This is a genomic window from Streptomyces chlorus, from assembly GCF_042655885.1.
GTDB lineage: Bacteria > Actinomycetota > Actinomycetes > Streptomycetales > Streptomycetaceae > Streptomyces > Streptomyces chlorus.
The window spans coordinates 76161-98020 of sequence record NZ_JBHSOA010000138.1; the positions used below are offsets into that span (position 1 = coordinate 76161).

Annotated in this window: 17 protein-coding genes and 1 pseudogene; 12 read left to right on the forward strand and 6 right to left on the reverse strand. The window is 71.7% G+C overall.

The window, feature by feature from the left end:
- Nucleotides 1-71: 71 nt before the first annotated feature.
- Complete coding sequence (gene lepA / locus ACFPZI_RS35650; protein ID WP_381371303.1) at nt 72-1940, forward strand: translation elongation factor 4; 1869 nt, start codon at nt 72-74, stop codon at nt 1938-1940.
- A gap of 369 nt (nt 1941-2309) precedes the next feature.
- Nucleotides 2310-4184, forward strand: coding sequence for an AMP-dependent synthetase/ligase (locus ACFPZI_RS35655; protein ID WP_381371304.1), 1875 nt, complete (start codon nt 2310-2312; stop codon nt 4182-4184).
- A gap of 267 nt (nt 4185-4451) precedes the next feature.
- On the opposite strand, the pseudogene ACFPZI_RS35660 reads toward ACFPZI_RS35655, so the two are convergent.
- Together ACFPZI_RS35660 and ACFPZI_RS35665 are read right to left on the reverse strand one after the other, a co-directional pair.
- A pseudogene (locus tag ACFPZI_RS35660) lies at nt 4452-4610 on the reverse strand (DUF397 domain-containing protein); the annotation flags it as partial.
- 238 nt (nt 4611-4848) lie between these two features.
- Nucleotides 4849-5733, reverse strand: a complete 885-nt coding sequence (locus ACFPZI_RS35665) for a helix-turn-helix domain-containing protein (protein WP_381371305.1) — start codon at nt 5731-5733, stop codon at nt 4849-4851.
- A gap of 139 nt (nt 5734-5872) precedes the next feature.
- Here ACFPZI_RS35665 and ACFPZI_RS35670 point away from each other — a divergent pair, with 139 nt between their 5' ends.
- Entirely contained in the window at nt 5873-6361 is a 489-nt protein-coding gene (locus ACFPZI_RS35670; RefSeq protein ID WP_381371306.1) for an ATP-binding protein, read from the forward strand.
- 83 nt (nt 6362-6444) lie between these two features.
- On the opposite strand, the gene ACFPZI_RS35675 is transcribed toward ACFPZI_RS35670, so the two are convergent.
- On the reverse strand, nt 6445-7074 hold the full coding sequence (locus tag ACFPZI_RS35675; protein ID WP_381371307.1) for a DUF4291 domain-containing protein: 630 nt from the start codon (nt 7072-7074) through the stop codon (nt 6445-6447).
- Between the two features lie 57 nt (nt 7075-7131).
- On the opposite strand from ACFPZI_RS35675, the gene ACFPZI_RS35680 reads away from it, so the two are divergent.
- From ACFPZI_RS35680 to hemW, 3 genes are all read left to right on the forward strand, one after another.
- Entirely contained in the window at nt 7132-7509 is a 378-nt protein-coding gene (locus tag ACFPZI_RS35680) for a nuclear transport factor 2 family protein (protein ID WP_381371308.1), read from the forward strand.
- A gap of 179 nt (nt 7510-7688) precedes the next feature.
- On the forward strand, nt 7689-9878 hold the full coding sequence (locus ACFPZI_RS35685; protein ID WP_381371309.1) for a SpoIIE family protein phosphatase: 2190 nt from the start codon (nt 7689-7691) through the stop codon (nt 9876-9878).
- Nucleotides 9879-9939: 61 nt separating this feature from the next.
- Entirely contained in the window at nt 9940-11172 is a 1233-nt protein-coding gene (gene hemW, locus ACFPZI_RS35690; RefSeq protein ID WP_381371310.1) for a radical SAM family heme chaperone HemW, read from the forward strand.
- A 148-nt stretch (nt 11173-11320) separates the two neighbouring features.
- Here hemW and ACFPZI_RS35695 read toward each other — a convergent pair whose 3' ends face one another.
- Together ACFPZI_RS35695 and ACFPZI_RS35700 are read right to left on the reverse strand one after the other, a co-directional pair.
- Nucleotides 11321-12127, reverse strand: a complete 807-nt coding sequence (locus ACFPZI_RS35695; protein WP_381371311.1) for a DUF3097 domain-containing protein — start codon at nt 12125-12127, stop codon at nt 11321-11323.
- Nucleotides 12128-12170: 43 nt separating this feature from the next.
- Nucleotides 12171-12896, reverse strand: a complete 726-nt coding sequence (locus tag ACFPZI_RS35700) for an MBL fold metallo-hydrolase (RefSeq protein ID WP_381371312.1) — start codon at nt 12894-12896, stop codon at nt 12171-12173.
- Nucleotides 12897-13056: 160 nt separating this feature from the next.
- On the opposite strand from ACFPZI_RS35700, the gene hrcA reads away from it, so the two are divergent.
- The 4 genes from hrcA (at nt 13057) to ACFPZI_RS35720 (ending at nt 17413) form a co-directional block, all read left to right on the forward strand.
- Nucleotides 13057-14073: a heat-inducible transcriptional repressor HrcA gene (gene hrcA / locus ACFPZI_RS35705; protein ID WP_381371401.1), complete on the forward strand. Its 1017-nt coding sequence runs from the start codon at nt 13057-13059 to the stop codon at nt 14071-14073.
- A complete protein-coding gene (dnaJ, locus tag ACFPZI_RS35710; RefSeq protein ID WP_381371313.1) occupies nt 14074-15210 on the forward strand; it encodes a molecular chaperone DnaJ in 1137 nt (378 codons plus the stop codon). It abuts the gene before it with no gap.
- 392 nt (nt 15211-15602) lie between these two features.
- The gene (locus ACFPZI_RS35715) at nt 15603-16676 is read left to right on the forward strand and encodes a nitronate monooxygenase (protein ID WP_381371314.1); all 1074 of its coding nucleotides are present in this window, start codon (nt 15603-15605) and stop codon (nt 16674-16676) included.
- Nucleotides 16673-17413 carry a 16S rRNA (uracil(1498)-N(3))-methyltransferase gene (locus ACFPZI_RS35720; RefSeq protein WP_381371315.1) on the forward strand — a complete coding sequence of 247 codons (741 nt, stop codon included), beginning with the start codon at nt 16673-16675 and terminating at the stop codon, nt 17411-17413. The genes ACFPZI_RS35715 and ACFPZI_RS35720 overlap by 4 nt, the downstream gene beginning before the upstream one ends.
- Nucleotides 17414-17422: 9 nt before the next feature.
- Here ACFPZI_RS35720 and ACFPZI_RS35725 read toward each other — a convergent pair whose 3' ends face one another.
- Nucleotides 17423-17797 carry a hypothetical protein gene (locus ACFPZI_RS35725; RefSeq protein WP_381371316.1) on the reverse strand — a complete coding sequence of 125 codons (375 nt, stop codon included), beginning with the start codon at nt 17795-17797 and terminating at the stop codon, nt 17423-17425.
- 162 nt (nt 17798-17959) lie between these two features.
- Here ACFPZI_RS35725 and ACFPZI_RS35730 point away from each other — a divergent pair, with 162 nt between their 5' ends.
- Complete coding sequence (locus tag ACFPZI_RS35730; RefSeq protein WP_381371317.1) at nt 17960-18463, forward strand: hypothetical protein; 504 nt, start codon at nt 17960-17962, stop codon at nt 18461-18463.
- 45 nt (nt 18464-18508) lie between these two features.
- The gene (locus ACFPZI_RS35735) at nt 18509-21790 is read left to right on the forward strand and encodes a S41 family peptidase (protein WP_381371318.1); all 3282 of its coding nucleotides are present in this window, start codon (nt 18509-18511) and stop codon (nt 21788-21790) included.
- Nucleotides 21791-21860 lie beyond the last annotated feature (70 nt).

The window sequence follows — 21860 nt, forward strand, 5'->3', positions numbered from 1 at the left end:
GAAGCTACGTATAGATCCGATCCGACCCGAGACCGCAGACACTGCGAACGCCTCAAGAATCAGGACCCTGCGTGCCCGCGACCCCCATCCACGTGCCCGAGCCGAGCCGTACCGACCCGGCTCTGATCCGCAACTTCTGCATCATCGCGCACATCGACCACGGAAAGTCCACGCTCGCCGACCGGATGCTCCAGCTGACCGGCGTGGTCGAGCAGCGGCAGATGCGCGCCCAGTACCTCGACCGCATGGACATCGAGCGCGAACGCGGCATCACGATCAAGTCCCAGGCGGTGCGGTTGCCGTGGGCGCCCACTCACGACAAGGGCAGCACGCACATCCTCAACATGATCGACACGCCGGGGCACGTCGACTTCACCTACGAGGTGTCGCGGTCGCTGGCGGCCTGCGAGGGCACGGTCCTCCTGGTGGACGCCGCGCAGGGCATCGAGGCCCAGACCCTCGCCAACCTGTACCTGGCGATGGAGAACGACCTCACGATCATCCCGGTGCTCAACAAGATCGACCTGCCGGCCGCGCAGCCCCAGAAGTTCGCCGAGGAGCTCGCCAACCTGGTCGGCTGCGAGCCCGACGACGTGCTGAAGGTGTCCGCCAAGACCGGGCTCGGCGTCGAGGCGCTGCTGGACAAGGTGGTCGCCGAGGTCCCCGCCCCGGTCGGTGTCAAGGACGCCCCGGCCCGCGCGATGATCTTCGACTCGGTGTACGACTCGTACCGCGGTGTCGTGACGTACGTCCGGGTCATCGACGGCCAGCTCAACAAGCGTGAGCGCATCCGGATGATGTCCACGGGCGCGACGCACGAGCTGCTGGAGATCGGTACGAACTCGCCGGAGATGCTGTCCGCCGACGGTCTCGGCGTCGGCGAGGTGGGCTACCTCATCACCGGTGTGAAGGACGTCCGCCAGTCCAAGGTCGGTGACACCATCACCAGCCAGCACAAGGGGGCCGAGGAGGCGCTGGGCGGCTACAAGGAGCCCAAGCCCATGGTCTTCTCCGGCCTGTACCCGATGGACGGCTCCGACTACCCCATGCTGCGTGACGCGCTGGACAAGCTCCAGCTCAACGACGCGGCCCTGGTCTACGAGCCGGAGACGTCCGCGGCCCTCGGGTTCGGCTTCCGCGTGGGCTTCCTGGGCCTGCTGCACCTCGACGTGATCCGTGAGCGCCTCGAGCGCGAGTTCGGGCTCGACCTGATCGCCACCGCGCCCAACGTGGTGTACCGCGTGGTCATGGAGGACGGTGTCGAGCACATCGTCACCAACCCGAGCGAGTTCCCCGAGGGGAAGATCGACGAGGTCTTCGAGCCGGTGGTGCGGGCCACGATCCTCGCGCCCACCGAGTTCATCGGCGCGATCATGGAGCTGTGCCAGACCCGGCGCGGCACCCTGCTCGGCATGGACTACCTCTCCGAGGACCGGGTCGAGATCCGCTACACGCTGCCGCTCGCGGAGATCGTCTTCGACTTCTTCGACCAGCTGAAGTCCAAGACCCGCGGCTACGCCTCGCTGGACTACGAGCCCACGGGCGAGCAGTCCTCCAGCCTGGTCAAGGTCGACATCCTGCTGCACGGCGACAAGGTGGACGCCTTCTCGGTGATCACCCACAAGGACCAGGCGTACGCGTACGGCGTGCGGCTCGTCGCCAAGCTGCGGGAGCTGATCCCCCGGCAGGGCTTCGAGGTGCCCGTCCAGGCCGCCATCGGTTCCCGGGTGATCGCCCGCGAGACCGTCCGCGCCATCCGCAAGGACGTCCTCGCCAAGTGCTACGGCGGTGACATCTCGCGCAAGCGCAAGCTGCTGGAGAAGCAGAAGGAGGGCAAGAAGCGGATGAAGATGGTGGGTGCCGTGGAGGTCCCGCAGGAGGCCTTCATCGCCGTCCTCTCCAGTGACGAGAGCGCGGGATCGGGCAAGGGCAAGAAGTAACCGGGGGTTACCGGCGGTGGGCGGGGGAGCACCCGTCGATGCCCCGGGCGAAACGGGGCCCGTCGTGCGCACGCACGGCGGGCCTTGGCGCGTTCGCGGCAGGTCCGTCGGCGGTCCTGTGGCCGGTCTGGCGGCGGTCCTGTGGCCGGTCCGTCGTCAGTTCCGTTGTGGTCCGTCAGGGGGTTCTCTGTGCAAAGTGACAGGCCGTGGCCCCTTACGCAGCCGCCGGTGGACCTTTACTCTGGCTCGACGGTTACTCGCGAGTTAAACAAGGGTACGTGAACGTAACCGGTCGATTACCACCCGCATGTCAGTCGTACACCAGCCGCATCTGAGCCAGCCGCGCCGTCGCGGGCCCCGGAGGATGTCTTGAGCGACACACAGACTTTGATCGAGAACCGGCCGCCGAGCGTGGCGACCCTCTTCCTGGAGCGTGTCGCCGCCACACCGGACGCCGAGGCGTACCGCTATCCCGTCCCGTCCGTCACCGGCGAGGGCCCCGACGGCTGGAAGTCGCTCACCTGGGCCGAGGCCGCCGAGCGGGTCAACGCCATCGCGGCCGGCCTGATCGAGCTGGGCGTGAACCCGGAGGAGCGGGTGGCGCTCGCGTCCGCCACCCGGGTCGAATGGGTCCTCGCCGACCTCGGCATCATGTGCGCGGGCGCCGCCACCACCACGGTCTACCCGCAGACGAACCTCGAGGAGTCCGCCTACATCCTGTCGGACTCCGACAGCCGGGTACTGATCGCGGAGAACGCCGCGCAGGTCGCCAAGGCGGTGGCGAAGCGCGCCGAGCTGCCCCACATCGGCCATGTCGTGGTCATCGACGCGGCCGGCGTCGAGACGGACGACTGGGTGATCAGCCTCGCCGAGCTGGAGCGCCGCGGGGCGGCCCGGCTGGAGAAGGACGCCGGGCTGGTCAAGGAGCGGGTCGCCGCGATCACCAAGGACCAGCTGGCCACCCTCATCTACACCTCGGGCACCACCGGCCGCCCCAAGGGCGTACGGCTGCCGCACGACAACTGGTCGTACATGGCGAAGGCGATCGCGGCGACCGGGCTGGTCAGGCCGGACGACGTGCAGTACCTGTGGCTGCCGCTCGCGCACGTCTTCGGCAAGGTGCTCACCTCGGGCCACATCGAGGTCGGCCACATCACCGCGGTCGACGGCCGGGTCGACAAGATCATCGAGAACCTGCCGGTGGTGCAGCCGACCTACATGGCGGCCGTGCCCCGCATCTTCGAGAAGGTCTACAACGGGGTCGCCGCCAAGGCGCGGGCCGGCGGTGGCGCCAAGTACAAGATCTTCCAGTGGGCCGCCGGTGTCGCCCGCGAGTACGCCAAGGTCACCCAGGACAACTTCCGCCGCACCGGCACCGCCAGTGCCCCCTTCGGCCTCACCGCGAAGCACACCGTCGCCGACAAGCTGGTCTACGCCAAGATCCGTGAGGCGTTCGGCGGCAGCCTGCGCGCCTGCATCTCCGGCTCGGCGGCCCTCGCGCCCGACATCGGCTACTTCTTCGCCGGCGCCGGCATCCACATCCTGGAGGGCTACGGCCTCACCGAGTCCTCCGCGGCCTCCTTCGTCAACCCCGGCGAGGCCTACCGCACCGGCACCGTCGGCAAGCCGCTGCCCGGCACCGAGGTGCGCGTCGCCGAGGACGGCGAGATCCTGCTGCGCGGTCCCGGCATCATGGAGGGCTACCACGGGCTGCCCGAGAAGACCGCCGAGGTCCTGGAGTCCGACGGCTGGTTCCACACCGGCGACATCGGCGAGCTGTCGCCCGACGGCTACCTGCGCATCACCGACCGCAAGAAGGACCTCATCAAGACCTCCGGCGGCAAGTACATCGCGCCCGCCGAGGTCGAGGGACAGTTCAAGGCGGTGTGCCCGTACGTCTCCAACATCCTGGTGCACGGCGCCGACCGGAACTACTGCACCGCCCTCATCGCCCTCGACGAGGCGGCCCTGGCGGCCTGGGCGCAGGAGAACGGCCTGGGCGGCAAGCCGTACGCGGAGATCGTCGCCGCGCCGGCCACGGTCGAGATGATCGACGGCTACGTCAAGCAGCTCAACGAGGGCCTCCAGCGCTGGCAGACCATCAAGAAGTTCCGCCTCCTGCCCCGCGACCTCGACATCGAGCACGGCGAGATCACCCCGAGCCTGAAGCTGAAGCGCCCGGTGGTCGAGCGGGAGTACAAGCACCTGATCGACGAGATGTACGCGGGCGCCCGGGAGGCGTGAGCCGCACGGGAGCCCCGTAGGGCATGAACACCGGGGCGGGTTCCCGGACCGAACCGGTCCGGGAACCCGCCCCTTCCGCTTCCGGAGCTCGCGCTCCCGGAACCGCGAAGCCGGAAGCGAAGGCCCTACGGAAAAGCGTGAGCAGCCAGCAGCCAGCAGCCAGCAGCCAGCAGCCAGCAGCCACATGACACTTGAGCACTCGAACGAGCGGCGTGTGGGCAGGGACGGCCGAAGTGCTCACGCTTTCCCGGACATGCCTTGGAGGGCTCAGCGGTCCGTTGCGAAGTTCACGAACGCGGCCCAGCCGACCGTATGGACGGAGAGGTGTGGTCGGTACACGTCCTTGGAGTCGCGGACGTGGACGGTTCCCGGGGCGACGGCTATTTCGACACACTCGCCGCCTTCGTTGCCGCTGTAGCTGCTCTTGTGCCAGACAAGCCGTCGACGGCTCTCAGAGTGCGGTAAGTGATGTTTCCTGCCGTTTCACACCGATGTGATGACATGCCATAACGGGGTGATTCCGGCGGTCGAATGATCAACATCGCCGCCCTGGCCGAGCGCACGGCTCCGGCTCCCCGGTTTGGCTCGACAGCCGAGGTCAGGGGCCTGCTACCCACTGGGACGAAGTGGTGCGAAATTAGCTAGACCATCACTTACCGCACTCTCAGTGCTCATCTTCCGTCCGCATCCTCTCGATCAGGGTCAGAGACTCTCGCGGAGTGAGCGCCTGGGCCCTGATGCTGCCGTAGCGTGCGGCCAGGATACGGACCTCGTCCAGGTCTGTGGCCAGCCGTGCGGAGGTCTGCACTTCCGTATACGCCACCTGTGGCTTTCCCCTCGGCATCAGCAGGGTGAACGAGCCTCCCATGCCTGAGTGTTCGGTCCGGTGCGTGGGCATGACCTGCAACTCGACGGTACGCAGCCGTCCAAGTTCGAGCAGTCGGCCCAACTGTTCCTTGTGGACCTTGCGCCCTCCCAGCGGTCGACGAAGTACCACCTCTTCGATCACCACGGTCAGTATGGGAAGGGGACGTCGGGTCAGGATTTCCTGGCGGTCCATGCGTGAGGCCACGCGTTGTTCGATCATCTCTTCGTCGAGCAGGGGTTTGCGCATCTCGTACAAGGCGCGGGTGCGTCCCTCGGTCTGGAACAGTCCGGGGATGTCGTGGTTGTTGTAGAAGTTGATCTCGACCGCATCCGGCTCCAGCCGCGCATAGTCCCGGAACCACGCCGGGTGGCGGACCCGGGCGCGGGCCTTCGCCCGCGCCACGTCCTCCTTCGTCGCTTTCAGCAGCCCTCCGGCGTCGAGCAGGCCGTCCGCCGCGTCGAGGAATTCCGGCTGTGGTGTTCTGCGGCCCCGTTCCAGGGACGAGACGAGGTCCTCGCCGTACCCCAGCCGGTCACCCAGTTCCTTCTGGGTCATGCCGGCCCGTTCCCGAAGCAGCTTGACCTGTCTGCCCACAGCCCGGTTCAGGTCGACGAGACCGTCCGTGTCCTCCGAGGGCTCGGGGCGGCCTTCGGTATCGCTCTGACGGGGTCCTGATGCCATCACACATCCCCCAACCCGCCTGCCTGCCGCCCAGTTACTCCCATCAGCACGGACACACAACCGTCAACGGCGGTACAGGCGCGTGCCGTACCGATGGTTCCTCTGGTCAGCGCACGGCCATCCGGACACGCTCTGTCACATGAAATACGAAATCCGTGACCAGTCCCGGGTGTCCCCCCGCGCCCCATCTCCCGATCCCTTCAGGCAACGGTTCAGCTCGACACGACGTGGAGCACGTCTCGCGCGCCTGCTCGCAGCCCAGCAGTTGGCGGCCTGGGGGTGGGCCAAGGACAGCGGGTGCCTGGAGGCCGCCGAACTGGTGGTGGGTGAACTCGCCGCGAACGCGGCCACGCACGGTCACCTGCCCGGACGGGACTTCCTGCTCACGATGACCCTCATCGGTTGTCCGGAGGGGCGTTCCGGCATCCTCCGGATCGAGGTCGCCGACTGCCGGGGAGAGCGGCTGCCCGCCCCGGTCGCGAAGCCCCGCTCGCTCGGCGAGCAGGGGCGCGGACTGCTTCTCGTGAGTGCGCTCGCCTCCGGTTGGGGCGTCGCACCCCGGCCTCCCTCGGGCAAGACCGTCTGGGCCGAACTCCCCGGCCCTCCGCTGCAGCAGGTGCACCCCTGATCGTCCACCTGCCTGTCCCGGGAAATGAGGGGCTCTTGGTCCGGAAAGTCGTCTCGGACCGGTGCTTGTCCTCACAGGCCGACTCATCGGTGCAGGTGAGCCAGGCTTCCGTCCTGCGTGGGGTAGGGGTGCTCGTGGGGCAGGAGCCGCTGTGCGGCATCCAGGTCTCCGTCCCGTACATGCTCGTGGATCGTGTGGGCGAGTGGCGTGACGTCGGTGATGCGGACGGTCCACTCGTCGGCGTAGAGACGTGCGGCTTCGCCGGCGAGGCCGAGCTGGAGCGACCGGTGGGGAAGCGGCCGAAGGCGCAGGTCGCGTTCGGGGTCCCATTGCACCCGGGCCGGGGCCCGCTTCAACTGGCGCTTCCAGGCGGTGCGGTCGGTGTGGAGCCTGTGCTCGTAGTGGGACAGACAGGCGTGCGCCAGGGCCCACTCGAAGCCTTCACGGGTGATCTCGACGGCGAGGACGGTTTCCTGGCCTTCCTTGGTGCCCCATCCGCAGCGGTACATCATCCACAGGAAAGACGGCTTGATCCACGTCATCCGGTCCCGTTGCCACACCGGGGGGAAACGGCCTTCCCCGGCCGTCGGCAGGCCGATTTCCGGCGGGTACGCCTGGTAGACGGTGACCGTGGAGTCCGTGTGCAGGGCGCGGATCCGGTGCTTGGGTTCTGTCACGGGAACAGGGTGGGCACACTGTTGCGCGCGCGCCATCGAATTACCGTGGCGGGAGCCCGCCCCGCTGTCAGTGGGACGGGGCAGGATGTGGCCATGGAATCTGCAACCACTGTTCGGATGCTCTGGGACCGCATGCAGGACCGGGACTGGGCAGGCGTCGGCGCGCTACTGGCGGCCGATGTCGTCGTGGAGTGGCCGGTCAGCGGTGAACGCATCCTCGGCCGGGACAACTACGTGCGCGTCAACGCGGAGTACCCGGAGGGATGGTCGATCGACGTCCTCCGCATCGTGTCGTCCGGAGACGAAGTGGTCTCCGAGGTCGAGGTCCCGCATGCCACGATGGGTGTTCACCGGGTGGCGTCCTTCTGGACCGTTCGTGATGACCTGATCATCAGTGGTCGCGAATACTGGACGGAGCTCGGTGCGGACCCTTCGCCCGCGTGGCGGGCTCCCTACGTTCAGCACATCTGAGCACTCCGACGTGATTGCTCGAAAGTGATCGGTTTCCGGCCAGTTCTTGACCGGGTGGAGGGCAGTGTTCCCGCTCTCGGTGGTCCACTTCGGTAACTCGTTGCTTATGGGTAGGGTCGGTCTGTCACCCTGACGGCATTGATCGAGGTGTCTTCGTACGAACAGCCCGGGAGCTGCCCATGGGGGCCATTCCGACCCAACGGGAGACCTCGCGTGCCGCCTCGGAGGCGTCCGCGCGGGCGGACGCGACCCTGTCCGGCGGCCCCCTCGCCCCGGGGGCCGCGCGGGCTCTGGTGCGGGCGGCGCTCGCCGAGTGGACGGAACGCGCGCTGCCCGGTGCCGAGCGCCTCACCACCCGCGCCGGCGACGACGCCATGCTTGTCGCCAGCGAACTGGTCACCAACGCCGTCGTGCACGCGGGGACCGAGGTACGGCTGAGCTGCCGGCTCGAGGCGGAGACCGGCGCGCTCGTCATCGAGGTCGCCGACCGCCACCCCTCCCGTTCCCCGCGCGACAGCGAGCCGGACGCGCCGTCCGGCGAGAGCCCCGAGAGCACCGAGTACGGGCGCGGTCTGCGGCTCGTGGCCGCGCTCTCCGAGGCCTGGGGGATCACGTACCGGCCCGGCGCGCACACGAAGTCGGTCTGGGCCCGCATCCCCGCCCGGGGCCTCGCGGCGGACGGCACGGATGACGTGGGCGACTCGGACGGCATCGACGACCCGGCCGGTATGGACGACTGGATCGAGGCGTACGCGTACGAGGGGGAGCCGGAGCCGCCGCGCGGGGCCGGGGTGCCCGCTGCGCGGGGCGGTGGGGCCGGCGGGGAGGCGTGGCGTGCGTCCCGGCCGTATCGGCGGGACGGGGCCTGGCTGGGGCGCGGGGCGCTGTCGTTCCTGGCCGAGGCGTCCGACCTGCTCGCCGGGCAGCTCGACGAGGATCTCGTCGCCGCGCTCACCGGGCAGCTGATCGTGCCGCGGCTGGCCGACTGGTGCGCGGTGTGGCTGGAGGACGAGACCACCGGCCATGGCGACTGGAGCGACGGAGCACGGGCCGGCGGGCCCCGCCTCGCCCGGGTCTGGCACGCCGACGAGAGCCGCGTCGAGGAACTGAGCAGGGTGCTCGAGCAGAATCCGCCGCCTCTCTCCGACCCGTTGTGCCCCGGCCCGCTCGTCTACCCCTGGCCCGAGAAGGCCCTCGACCTGCCGCAGGCCGGCCTCGGGTACCTGCCGGAGGGTTTCGACCTGCCGCAGGCCCCTTTCGACATGCCGAAGGTGCCGGACGACGCCCCGCCGTACGACTACACCGTCCCCGGCCCCACCCTCCCCGGCTCCTTCACTGTCCCTGGCCCCGTCCCGGCCCCCGTGGCCACCCCCGGTACCGCCCTCGCCTACCGTCTCGTCGCCGGCGGGCGGCCGCTGGGGACGCTGGTGATCGGGCGGGCCGGGATCGGGCGGTTCCCGGACGAGGTCACCGGGCTGGTGGAGGACCTCGGCCGGCGTGTGGCGCTCGCCATCGGCGCCGCCCGGCAGTACGCCCGGCAGGCCACCATCTCCGCCGTGCTCCAGCGCGGGCTGCTGCCCAGCGCCGTCGCCGAGATCCCCGGCGTGCACTCCGCATTCGTCCACGAGCCCCTCGACGAGGGCGGACCGAGCGGCGACTTCTACGACCTGTTCCAGGCCGGCGAGGGCCGCTGGTGCTTCGCCATCGGCGACGTCCAGGGCAAGGGCCCCGAGGCGGCCGTCGTCATCGGGCTGGCCCGCCCCTGGCTGCGGCTGCTCGCCCGCGAGGGCTACCGCGTCGCCGACGTCCTCGACCGCGTCAACCAGCTGCTCCTGGACGACGCCACGGAAGCCGCCGACGCCGCCGCCCGCGCCCTCGTCGCCGCCGGCGCCCGTCCGACCGCCCCCGGGGACGGGCCCCAGACCCGTTTCCTGTCCCTCCTCTACGGCGAACTCACCCTCGTGGAAGACGACGGCGAGGGCGAAGACGGCGACAGTGGCGGTGTCCGTGCCCGCGTCACCCTCGGCTCCGCCGGGCACCCCCTGCCGCTGCTGCTCGCGCCCGACGGGACGGTCCGTACCGTCGCCCAGCCGCAGACCCTGCTCGGGGTCGTCGAGGACGCCACCTACACCAGCGAGACCTTCGAGTTGCGCTCCGGCGACACCCTGCTCTGTGTCACCGACGGCGTCACCGAGCGGCGCTCCGGCTCCCGCCAGTTCGACGACGGGGACGGGCTCGCCACGGCGCTGGCCGGCTGTGTGGGACTGGACGCCGGCCTGACAGCGGAACGCATCAACCGGCTCGTCCACGAGTTCGGCGCGCGGCCGCCGGCCGACGATCTCGCCCTGCTCGTGCTCCAAGCGGACTGACCCCGCGACGCGGAAAGGAGACGCGGGAAAGGACCGGGACACGTGCGGGACAATGGAGCACATGCCTTCCGCACTCCCCGACGGCGAGCCCGTCCCCGCCGACGGCGCGCTCCCCGCGTTCGCGCTCGCCGGGGCCGCCGACCGCCCCCTCGGGTTCTATCTGCACGTGCCGTACTGCGCGACCCGCTGCGGCTACTGCGACTTCAACACCTACACCGCCACCGAGCTGCGCGGCAGCGGGGGAGTACTGGCGTCCCGCGACAACTACGCCGACACGCTGACCGACGAGGTCCGCCTGGCCCGCAAGGTGCTCGGCGACGACCCGCGCGAGGTCCGCACGGTCTTCGTCGGCGGCGGCACGCCCACCCTGCTGGCCGCCGACGACCTCGTACGGATGCTGGCCGCGATCCGTGACGAGTTCGGGCTCGCGGCGGACGCCGAGGTCACCACGGAGGCGAACCCGGAGTCGGTCGACCCCGCCTATCTGGCCACCCTGCGCGAGGGCGGCTTCAACCGGATCTCCTTCGGCATGCAGAGCGCCCGGCAGCACGTACTGAAGATTCTCGACCGCACGCACACCCCCGGCCGCCCGGAAGCGTGTGTCGCCGAGGCGCGCGCGGCGGGCTTCGAGCACGTCAACCTCGACCTGATCTACGGCACCCCCGGCGAGTCCGACGACGACTGGCGGGCCTCGCTGAGCGCGGCCCTCGGCGCGGGCCCCGACCACATCTCGGCCTACGCCCTGATCGTCGAGGAGGGCACCCAGCTCGCCCGCCGCATCCGGCGCGGCGAGGTCCCGATGACCGACGACGACGTCCACGCCGACCGGTACCTGATCGCCGAGGAGACCCTGTCGGCGGCCGGATTCGACTGGTACGAGGTGTCGAACTGGGCCACCTCGGACGCGGGCCGCTGCCTGCACAACGAGCTGTACTGGCGCGGCGCCGACTGGTGGGGCGCGGGGCCCGGGGCGCACTCGCACGTGGGCGGGGTGCGCTGGTGGAACGTGAAGCACCCGGGCGCGTACGCGGCGGCCCTGGCCGAGGGCCGCTCGCCGGGTGCCGGGCGCGAGATCCTCTCCGAGGAGGACCGCCGGGTGGAGCGCGTCCTGCTGGAACTGCGCCTCAAGGAGGGCGTCCCGCTGTCGCTGCTCCGCGCGGAGGGCCTGCGGGCCGCCGGCAGGGCCCTGACCGACGGCCGGCTCCAGCCGGGCCCGTACGAGGAGGGGCGAGCCGTGCTGACGCTGCGGGGGCGGTTGCTGGCGGACGCGGTGGTCCGGGACCTGGTGGACTGAACGGGGCCCCGGGGAGTGTTTCCCGCCCCCGCCCTGCCCCCGCCGCCCCTTCCCGTCCCCCGGGGGCTGCGCCCTCAGACCCCCGCTGTCGGCCCGAAGGGCCTCGTCCTCATGCCGGACGGGCTGAGACATCCTGGGGCCGACGGTGTCAGGCCGGCGCCGTCACGAAATCGATCAGCTCCTCCACCCGCCCCAGGAGCTCCGGTTCCAGGTCCCTGTAGGAGCGCACCGAGCCGAGGATGTGCTGCCACGCCTCGCCGGTGTTCGCCACGTGCCAGCCCAGGGCCCGGCACACCCCCGTCTTCCAGTCCTGGCCGCGTGGGACGTGCGGCCATGCCTCGATGCCCAGGGACGACGGCTTCACCGCCTCCCAGACGTCGATGTAGGGGTGGCCGACGACCAGGGCGTGTTCACTGGTGACCGCCTCGGCGATGCGCGATTCCTTCGAACCCGGCACCAAGTGGTCCACCAGGACCCCCAGCCGTGCGTCCGGGCCCGGACCGAACTCCTCGACGATCGCCGGGAGGTCGTCGACGCCCTCCAGGTACTCCACGACCACGCCCTCGACGCGCAGGTCGTCGCCCCACACCTTCTCGACCAGTTCGGCGTCGTGCCGCCCCTCGACGTAGATGCGCCCGGCACGCGCCACACGAGCGCGTGCGCCCGGGACGGCCACCGAACCGGACGCCGTACGGGTCGGCCGGGACGGGCCGGCGGCCGGCCGCACCAGCGTCACCGCACGCCCCTCCCACAGGAAGCCGCGCGGTTCCAGCGGGAACACCCGGTGCTTGCCGAAGCGGTCCTCCAGGGTCACCGTGCCCGCCTCGCAGCGGATCACCGCGCCGCAGAATCCGCTGCCGGGCTCCTCCACGACCAGACCGGGCTCGGCCGGCACCTCGGGGACGGGACGGGACTTCTTCCACCCAGGGGTCAGGTCAGGAGAGTACGGGCGCATTCTGATGACGATAGGAGAAGCCGGCCCCCGTTCGGCCGAAGATTCAGCCCGACACGCCGAAGCGAGCCGCGAGGGCGTCGCGCTGGGCCCGTACGAACGCCGCGTCCACCGCCGCGCCGTGGCCGGGAACGTACACCGCGTCCTCGCCGCCCAGGGCCAGCAGCCGGTCCAGGGCGCCCGGCCACTGCGACGGCACGGCGTCGGGGCCCGCCTGCGGCTCGCCGGACTCCTCCACCAGGTCGCCGCAGAACACCACCGCCGGGTCGCCGGGCACCAGCACCGCGAGATCGTGCGCCGTGTGCCCCGGCCCCACGTTCGCGAGGAGTGCCTGCCGTCCGCCGCCCAGGTCGAGCGTCCACTCGCCGGCCACCGTGTGCCGGGGACGGACCAGCGCGTCCACCGCCTCCCCGGCCGCCCGCGCGTCCAGACCGTGGCGCTCCGCGTCCGCGCGCAGCTCCTCGCGGCCCCGCGCCAGCACCGTGTCCAGGCCCACCGCGCCGAACACCTCCGCGCCCGCGAACACCGCCGCTCCCAGCACATGGTCGAAGTGGGGGTGGGTGAGCGCGAGATGCGTCACACGCCGCCCGGCGAGCGCCTGCGCCTCGGCCCGCAACCGCGCGCCCTCGCGCAGGGACGAACCGGCGTCCACGAGCAGCACCGCGTCCGCGCCGACCACGAGCCCCACCGTGCAGTCCCACACCGGAAGCCGGCACCGCCCCACTCCCGGCGCCGGCCGTTCCCATCCCGACTCTTCCCAAGCCACCGTCATACCGCGACGCTAACGGTCCACGGCTTTCGTCGCGCGACGGTGCGGGACCGGCCTTGCCCAGGGAGTACCCCCCGGTCGTACACTGGGCGGGGAGTCTGGCACTCGCGTGCGAAGAGTGCCAGGGAAGGTACCGGGCGGACGGTTTGAGGAGGTATGCGTGATGTTCAGTGAACGCAGGCTCCAGGTGCTGCGCGCCATCGTCCAGGACTACGTCGGTACCGAGGAGCCCGTCGGCTCCAAGGCCCTCACCGAGCGGCACAACCTCGGCGTCTCCCCGGCCACCGTGCGCAACGACATGGCGGCCCTGGAGGACGAGGGCTTCATCGCCCAGCCGCACACCAGCGCCGGGCGCATCCCCACGGACAAGGGCTACCGGCTCTTCGTGGACAAGCTCGCCGGCGTCAAGCCGATGACCGCGCCCGAGCGGCGCGCCATCCAGAACTTCCTCGAGGGCTCCGTCGACCTGGACGACGTCGTCGCCCGCACGGTGCGGCTGCTCGCGCAGCTCACCCGGCAGGTCGCCGTCGTGCAGTACCCGTCGCTGACCCGCTCGACCGTGCGGCACGTGGAGTTGCTCCCGATGGCGCCCGCGCGCGCCATGCTGGTGCTGATCACGGACACCGGGCGGGTCGAGCAGCGCATGGTCGACTGCCCGGCGCCGGTCGGCGAGGCGACCCTGGCGGATCTGCGGGCGCGGCTCAACAGCCGTGTCGCGGGCCGCCGTTTCACCGACGTACCATCCCTCGTCGAGGACCTCCCCGAGGGATTCGACCCCGAGGAACGCGGTACGGTCTCGACCGTGCTCTCCACTCTCCTGGAGACACTGGTCGAGGAGAACGAGGAGCGGTTGATGATCGGCGGCACCGCCAATCTGACCCGCTTCGGACATGACTTCCCCTTGGTGATCCGGCCTGTTCTGGAGGCGCTCGAGGAGCAGGTCGTGCTCCTCAAGCTGCTCGGAGAGGCGAAGGATCCGGGCGTGACCGTCCGTATCGGTCATGAGAACGCCCACGAGGGACTCAACTCCACGTCCGTCGTGTCGGTGGGCTACGGTTCGGGCGGCGAGGCTGTTGCCAAGCTCGGCGTGGTCGGACCGACACGCATGGATTACCCGGGAACGATGGGAGCGGTACGCGCAGTGGCACGGTACGTCGGACAGATCCTGGCGGAGTCGTAAGTGGCCACCGACTATTACGCCGTACTCGGCGTACGCCGGGACGCGCCGCAGGAAGAGATCAAGAAGGCCTTCCGGCGACTCGCCCGCGAGCTGCATCCGGACGTCAACCCGGACCCGAAGACGCAGGAGCGGTTCAAGGAGATCAACGCCGCCTACGAGGTGTTGTCGGACCCGCAGAAGAAGCAGGTCTACGACCTCGGCGGCGACCCGCTCCAGCAGGCCGGCGGCGGTGGCGCGGGCGGCTTCGGCGCGGGCGGCTTCGGAAACTTCTCCGACATCATGGACGCGTTCTTCGGCACGGCGTCGCAGCGCGGACCGCGCTCGCGCACCCGCCGCGGCCAGGACGCGATGATCCGCCTCGAAGTCGAGCTGGACGAGGCCGCGTTCGGCACGACCAAGGACATCCAGGTCGACACGGCGGTCGTCTGCACCACCTGCAGCGGTGAGGGCGCCGCCCCCGGCACCACCGCGCAGACCTGTGACATGTGCCGCGGCCGGGGCGAGGTCTCGCAGGTCACGCGGTCCTTCCTGGGCCAGGTCATGACCTCGCGCCCCTGCCCGCAGTGCCAGGGCTTCGGCACCGTCGTCCCGAACCCGTGCCCGGAGTGCGCGGGCGACGGACGGATCCGCTCCCGCCGCACCCTGACGGTGAAGATCCCGGCCGGTGTGGACAACGGCACGCGGATCCAACTGGCCGGCGAGGGCGAGGTCGGCCCCGGCGGCGGTCCCGCCGGCGACCTGTACGTCGAGATCCACGAGCTGCCGCACAGCACCTTCCAGCGGCGCGGTGACGACCTGCACTGCACGGTCACCATCCCGATGACGGCGGCCGCCCTCGGCACGAAAGTGCCGCTGGAGACGCTGGACGGCATGGAGGAGGTCGACATCCGGCCCAGCACCCAGTCCGGCCAGTCGATCCCGCTGCACGGCCGGGGCGTCACGCATCTGCGCGGCGGCGGCCGGGGCGACCTCATCGTGCACGTCGAGGTGCAGACCCCGGGCAAGCTCGACGTCGAACAGGAACGCCTGCTGCGCGAATTCGCCAAGCTCCGCGGCGAGGAGCGCCCACTGGGCCAGTTCCAGCCGGGCCAGCAGGGCCTGTTCTCCCGGCTGAAGGACGCCTTCAACGGGCGCTGAGGCGCTGACCGGGCGTCTACGGGCCTGTGGGCCCCTGACGGTGCTGACGGGTGCTTTCCGCGAGGGCCGGACGAGGTCCTTGCGGGGCGCCCCGGGTGCGCTTCGGCGCAGTGGCCGCGCGGGCCTCGGGAACGGTCTGCGCCAAGGGGCACGGCCGGCACGGTCGGCTCCGGAACCCGTCCGGAGCCGCTCGGGAGCCCCTCGGGAGCCCTTCTAGAGCCCCCTTCGGAACCGCTCCGGACCTGTCTCCGACGGGGTTTCCGTTCGTTTCGGATGCGTCTCCGATCCGTTTCCGGCCCGTCTTCGATCTGGGTCCGATCTGGGTCCGATCCGCGTCCGTTCTGCCTTCGATCCGATTCGGAGATGTCCGAAGGACGTGGCAACATGCCGTCATGTCCTTGGCGCTCACCGACCTCCTCCGGCACCCCGTGGTGCAGGCCCCGATGGCGGGCGGAGTCGCCGTGCCGCAGCTTGCCGCGGCCGTGTCCGAGGCGGGCGGGCTCGGTTTCCTGGCCGCCGGGTACAAGACCGCGGACGGGATGTACCAGGAGATCAAGCAGCTGCGCGGACTGACCGGCCTTGCTTTCGGCGTCAACGTCTTCATGCCGCAGCCCGAGACCCCCGACCCCGCCGCCGTCGGCGTCTACGCCCACCAGCTGGCCGGTGAGGCCCCCTGGTACGCCACCGAGCTCGGCGACCCCGACTGCGGCCGCGACGACGGCTACGACGCCAAACTCGCCGTCCTGCTCGACAACCCGGTGCCGGTGGTGTCGTTCCACTTCGGCGTGCCCTCCCGCGACGTCCTGGACGCCCTGCGCCGCGCCGGCACGTTCACACTGGCCACCGCCACCACCCCCGACGAGGCGCGGGCCGTTCAGGAGGCGGGTGCCGACGCGGTGATCGCGCAGGGCGTCGAGGCCGGTGGCCATCAGGGCACCCACCGGGACGATCCGGAGACGGACGGCTCCGGCATCGGACTGCTGTCCCTGATCAGCCAGGTGCGGGAGGCCGTGGACATCCCGGTCGTCGCGGCCGGCGGCATCATGCACGGCAGCCAGATCGCCGCCGTCCTCGCGGCCGGCGCCTCGGCGGCCCAGCTCGGCACGGCGTTCCTCGCCACCCACGAGTCCGGCGCGCACGTCCTGCACAAGCAGGCGCTGACCAACCCCCTGTACGCCCGCACCGAACTGACCCGCGCCTTCTCCGGACGCCCGGCCCGCGCCCTGGTCAACCGCTTCCTGCGCGAGCACGGCCCGTACGCGCCCGCCGCCTACCCGGACGTCCACCATCTGACCGCCCCGCTGCGCAAGGCCGCGGCCGCCGCCGGGGACCCGCAGGGCATGGCGCTGTGGGCGGGACAGGGCCACCGGATGGCCCGCGAGCTGCCCGCCGGGCAGCTGGTGGAGGTGCTGGCCGCCGAACTCACCGCCACCCGGACCGCGTTGTCGGCGGGAGGTGCCCGATGACCGCCCCGGTCTTCGTCGTGGACGACTTCGGCACGGACGGCTTGGGCCACCACGTGCTCGACGGCCCCGAGGGGCGGCACGCCGTCTCGGTGAAGCGGCTGCGGGCCGGGGAGACCGTCGTCCTCACCGACGGCGCCGGCCGCCGGGCCGAGGGCGAGGTGACCGGCACCGAAGGCAAGGACCGGCTGATCGTGCGCCTCGGCGACGTCGTCGAGGAACCCGTGGAGTCGCCCCGGCTCACCGTCGTCCAGGCCCTGCCCAAGGGGGACCGGGGCGAGCTGGCCGTGGAGACGATGACCGAGGTCGGCGTCGACGCGGTCGTGCCGTGGTCGGCGTCGCGCTGCGTCACCCAGTGGCGGGGCGAGCGCGGGCTGAAGTCCCTCGGCAAATGGCGGGCGACGGCCCGCGAAGCCGGCAAGCAGTCCCGCCGGACGCGCTTCCCGGAGGTCGCGGACGCAGCCACGACCCGACAGGTTGCGTCACTTCTCGCCGAAGCCGACTTCGCCGCCGTCCTCCACGAGAGCGGCACCGAACCCCTCGCGACCGCCGAACTCCCCGCCGCCGGCACCATCGTGCTGGTCGTCGGCCCCGAAGGCGGCGTCTCGCCGGAGGAGCTGGAGCTCTTCGCGCAGGCCGGTGCCAAGCCCTACCGCCTGGGCCGCAGTGTCCTGCGCACCTCCACCGCCGGCACCGCGGCGACGGCCGTACTCCTGGCCCGCACGGGCCGCTGGTCCTGACGGCCCCGGTCAGCCGTCCACCGCGCGGCCGGCGGCGACCGCCGGGAACAGTTCCGGGCCGTCGAGGTCCGCGGACCCGGTGAGCAGCCCGTGCCGGGCCGCCTCGTCGACGAAGGCCCGTACGACACCGGGCTCGTGCAGGTTCAGCGTTCCCAGCCCCCTGACGGCCACGCACCCCGAGTGCAGGAAGCCGTCGGGGGCGAGACGTCCCTCGCCGCCCCGGAACCCGAGGCGTGCCGTCCTCCCGTCCCCGTGCAGGGCGAGCGCCTCCCGAGCGGGCCCCTCGGTCCTGTGCCGATGGCGCACCGACCACAGGTGGACGGTCGTTCCGCTCGCGCCGGAACCGTCCACGACGAGCCCCCTGAGCCGGCGTTCGCCGCGCATTCCCACGGTAGTGCGCGGTGGCCGTATGCGCCCTACCGTCACGCCTGTGACGGTGGCAGGCTGCCGTCCATGGCGTCCAAGAGGGCACTGACAAGGAGTTGGCCGAGGGCCTGGTCGAGGTCTTGGTCAAGGGCTCGGCGCGGGACACGGTGTCGGCGGCCGATGCTCGCTGTGGGGTTCGCCGTGGTCGCCGTGGGCGGGGCCGTGGCGTGCGAGCCGGGCTCGGTCGGCTCGACCGCGGTGGCACTCACGACCGACAAGACGGTCACGCAGGAGCTCAACCGCCAGAAGGACGGGGTGCGGTGGCTCAGCTGCACCGCCTCCTACGGCGACGACGCGAGCGCGCCGTCCCGGTCCGCGAGCGCGAGCGAGAACACCGTGGCCACCGTGGACTGCGACGGGGAGACCGAGGACGGCAAGGAGATCACCGTCACCGGGAAGATCACCCACGCCGTCAACGGCGCCTGTGTGCGCGGGGACATCACCGCGAAGGTGGACGGCAAGCAGGTGTTCCGGGTCGACGGCCTGGGCGACTGCGACGCCACCAGCCCGCCGGTGGTGGGCGAGCCCACGAACCGCGGCCCGCAGCCCACCGTCACGGTCACGGTCACGACGACCGTGTGGTGCGACCAGTACCCCTCCTGCCGCCCTGTCGAGGGCAAGTGATCCAAACCTCTGTCCACGCCGACCGCGCTTGCATAGGGTGATCGGGTGACACAGCCTGCATTGATTGCCTCCGCCGCCTATTTCCGGTTCCCGCATCTGCACGGCGAGTTGATCGCCTTCACCGCCGAGGACGACGTGTGGCTCGCCCCGCTCGACGGCGGCCGCGCCTGGCGGGCCAGCGCAGACAACGTGCCGGTGACGATGCCCCGCATCTCGCCCGACGGCACCACCGTCGCCTGGACCTCCACCCGTGACGGCGCCCCCGAGGTGCACATCGCGCCCGTCGAGGGCGGCCCCGGCAGACGCCTGACGTACTGGGGGAGCGGGAAGACCCAGGTGCGCGGCTGGACCCCGGACGGGAGGGTCCTGGCGCTCAGCACCCACGGCCAGGCCAGCCTGCGCCGCACCTGGGCCCGCGCGATCCCCCTCGACGGCGGACCCGCCACCACGCTGCCCTACGGCCCCGTGGGCGACGTCGCCCACGGGCCGCGCACCGTACTGCTGTCCGCGACGATGGGCCGCGAGGCCGCCGCCTGGAAGCGCTACCGGGGCGGCACGGCGGGCAAGCTGTGGATCGAGCAGGAGACGGGAAACACCGAGGCCACCGAAACTTCCGAAGCCACCGCGCCCTCCGGCGAGTTCGTACGCCTGCACGCCGACCTCGACGGGAACATCGAGTACCCGGTCTGGGTGGGGACGAGGCTTGCCTTCCTCTCCGACCACGAGGGCACCGGCGCGCTGTACTCCTCCCTCGCCGACGGGTCCGACCTGCGCCGGCACACCCCCCTTGGGGGCACCTCCCGCTCGAGCGAAGCCGAGAGTGGGGGAGGGTTCTACGCCCGGCACGCCGCCACCGACGGCACCCGCGTCGTCTACTCCAGCGCCGGCCGGCTGTGGCTCCTCGACGACCTGGACGGCGCCGAGCCCCGCCCGCTCGACATCCGGCTCGGCGGCCAGCGCGTCGACCTCCAGCCGTTCCCGGTGAACGCCGCCCGCTGGTTCGGCTCCGCATCCCCCGACCACACCGCACGCGGCAGCGCCGTCTGCGTGCGCGGCACCGTCCACTGGGTCACCCACCGCTCGGGACCCGCCCGCGCCCTCGCCGCCACCCCCGGCGTCCGCGCCCGGCGCCCGCGGACCTTCCGCGCGGACGGTGAGGAGTGGGTGGTGTGGGTGACGGACGCCGACGGCGACGACGCCCTGGAGTTCGCCCCGGCCACCGGCCTCGCCCCCGGCGCGACCCCGCGCCGGATCGCCGCCGGACAGCTCGGCCGGGTCCTGGGGCTCGCGATGTCGCCCGACGGCAGCCGCGCCGCCGTCGCCTCGCACGACGGCCGCGTCCTGCTCGTCGAGCGCGGGACCGGCGAGGTCCATGAGGTCGACCGCAGCGAGGACGGCGACGTGTCCGGGCTGACCTTCTCGCCCGACTCCGCCTGGCTCGCCTGGTCCCACCCCGGCCCCCGCCCGCTCAGCCAGCTGAGGATCGCCAGCACCACCGACCTCCAGGTCACCGAGGCGACCCCGCTGCGCTTCCAGGACTACGCGCCCGCCTTCACCCTCGACGGCAAGCACCTCGCCTTCCTGTCGACCCGCTCCTTCGACCCGGTCTACGACGAGTACGTCTTCGACCTGGCCTTCGTCGAGGGCGCCCGGCCGCACCTGATCACCCTCGCCGCGACGACGCCGTCGCCGTTCGGCCCGCAGCGGCACGGCCGCCCCTTCGAGACGCCGGACCGGGACGAGACCCCCGACAGCGAGGGAACCCCGACCACGCGTATCGACCTGGAGGGGCTCGCCGACCGGATCGTGCCGTTCCCGGTCGAGGCCGCCCGCTACTCCAACCTGCGCGCCGCGAAGGATGGGGTGCTGTGGCTGCGGCACCCCGTACGCGGTGTGCTCGGCGCCTCCAGGGCCACCCCCGACGACCCCGACCCGAAGACCGAGCTGGAACGCTACGACCTCGCCCAGCAGCGCATCGAGCATCTGGCCTCGGACGCCGACCACTTCGAGGTCAGCGGCGACGGCAAGCGGGTGCTGCTGTGGACCGACAGCCGGCTCAAGGTCGTCCCCAGCGACCGGCGCGCGTCGGGCGACGACGACAGCGACAGCAACATCACCGTCGACCTCGACCGGGTCCGCCAGTTCATCGACCCGGCCGCCGAGTGGCGGCAGATGTTCGACGAGGCCGGCCGCATCATGCGGGACAACTACTGGCGGCCGGACATGAACGGCGTCGACTGGGACGCCGTCCTCGACCGCTACCGGCCCGTCCTGGACCGGCTCGCCACCCACGACGACCTGGTCGACCTCCTCTGGGAGGTGCAGGGCGAACTCGGCACCTCGCACGCCTACGTCATGCCGCGCGGCGGCTTCGGCGGCGGCGCACGGCAGGGCCTGCTCGGCGCGGACCTCTCCCGCCACGAGGACGGCAGCTGGCGCGTCGACCGCATCCTGCCCGCGGAGACCTCCGACCCGGAGGGCCGCTCCCCGCTGGCCGCGCCCGGCGTCGCGATCCGCACCGGTGACGCGATCGTCGCCGTGGCCGGACAGCCGGTCGACCCGGTGGCCGGACCGGCCCCGCTGCTGGTCGGCACCGCGGGCAAGCCCGTGGAGCTGACCGTCTCCCCGGCCGGCGGCGGCGAGGCGCGGCACGCGGTCGTCGTCCCCGTCGCGGACGAGGAACCGCTGCGCTACCACGCCTGGGTCGCCGACCGGCGGGCCCACGTCCACGAGCTGTCCGGCGGCCGGCTCGGCTACATCCACGTCCCCGACATGCAGGCTCCCGGCTGGGCACAGATCCACCGGGACCTGCGGGTCGAGGTGATCCGCGAGGGCCTGATCGTGGACGTCCGGGAGAACCGCGGCGGCCACACCTCCCAGCTCGTCGTGGAGAAGCTGGCCCGGCGGATCGTCGGCTGGGACCTGCCGCGCGGCATGCGCCCGGAGAGCTACCCGCAGGACGCGCCCCGCGGCCCGGTCGTCGCCGTCGCCAACGAGTTCTCCGGCTCCGACGGCGACATCGTCAACGCGGCGATCAAGGCGCTCGGCATCGGCCCGGTCGTCGGCACCCGCACCTGGGGCGGCGTGGTCGGCATCGACAGCCGCTACCGGCTGGTCGACCACACCCTCGTCACCCAGCCCAAGTACGCCTTCTGGCTGGAGGGCTACGGCTGGGGTGTGGAGAACCACGGCGTGGACCCGGACGTGGAGGTCGTCCAGCGCCCGCAGGACCACGCGGCGGGCCGGGACGTCCAGCTGGACGAGGCGGTACGGCTGGCGCTGGCCGCGCTCGGGGAGACACCGGCGAAGACGCCGCCGGCCCTGTAGCGACCGGCACCGCGGTGAGCGGTCGGTGCCGAGGCGAAGCCGGGTGGGCGGGCGCGTTCCCGCGCCCGCC

Coding starts and splice junctions, on each gene's coding strand:
- ACFPZI_RS35725 (WP_381371316.1), bottom strand. CDS start 17,797: ATGCGCGGCGAACGCCGGCTCAGGGGGCTCGTCGTGGACGGTTCCGGC.
- ACFPZI_RS35700 (WP_381371312.1), bottom strand. CDS start 12,896: ATGACGGTGGCTTGGGAAGAGTCGGGATGGGAACGGCCGGCGCCGGGA.
- ACFPZI_RS35665 (WP_381371305.1), bottom strand. CDS start 5,733: ATGGCATCAGGACCCCGTCAGAGCGATACCGAAGGCCGCCCCGAGCCC.
- ACFPZI_RS35685 (WP_381371309.1), top strand. CDS start 7,689: ATGGGGGCCATTCCGACCCAACGGGAGACCTCGCGTGCCGCCTCGGAG.
- ACFPZI_RS35695 (WP_381371311.1), bottom strand. CDS start 12,127: ATGCGCCCGTACTCTCCTGACCTGACCCCTGGGTGGAAGAAGTCCCGT.
- ACFPZI_RS35680 (WP_381371308.1), top strand. CDS start 7,132: ATGGAATCTGCAACCACTGTTCGGATGCTCTGGGACCGCATGCAGGAC.
- hemW (WP_381371310.1), top strand. CDS start 9,940: ATGCCTTCCGCACTCCCCGACGGCGAGCCCGTCCCCGCCGACGGCGCG.
- ACFPZI_RS35675 (WP_381371307.1), bottom strand. CDS start 7,074: ATGGCGCGCGCGCAACAGTGTGCCCACCCTGTTCCCGTGACAGAACCC.
- ACFPZI_RS35670 (WP_381371306.1), top strand. CDS start 5,873: ATGAAATACGAAATCCGTGACCAGTCCCGGGTGTCCCCCCGCGCCCCA.
- ACFPZI_RS35720 (WP_381371315.1), top strand. CDS start 16,673: ATGACCGCCCCGGTCTTCGTCGTGGACGACTTCGGCACGGACGGCTTG.
- ACFPZI_RS35730 (WP_381371317.1), top strand. CDS start 17,960: ATGCTCGCTGTGGGGTTCGCCGTGGTCGCCGTGGGCGGGGCCGTGGCG.
- ACFPZI_RS35715 (WP_381371314.1), top strand. CDS start 15,603: ATGTCCTTGGCGCTCACCGACCTCCTCCGGCACCCCGTGGTGCAGGCC.
- hrcA (WP_381371401.1), top strand. CDS start 13,057: ATGTTCAGTGAACGCAGGCTCCAGGTGCTGCGCGCCATCGTCCAGGAC.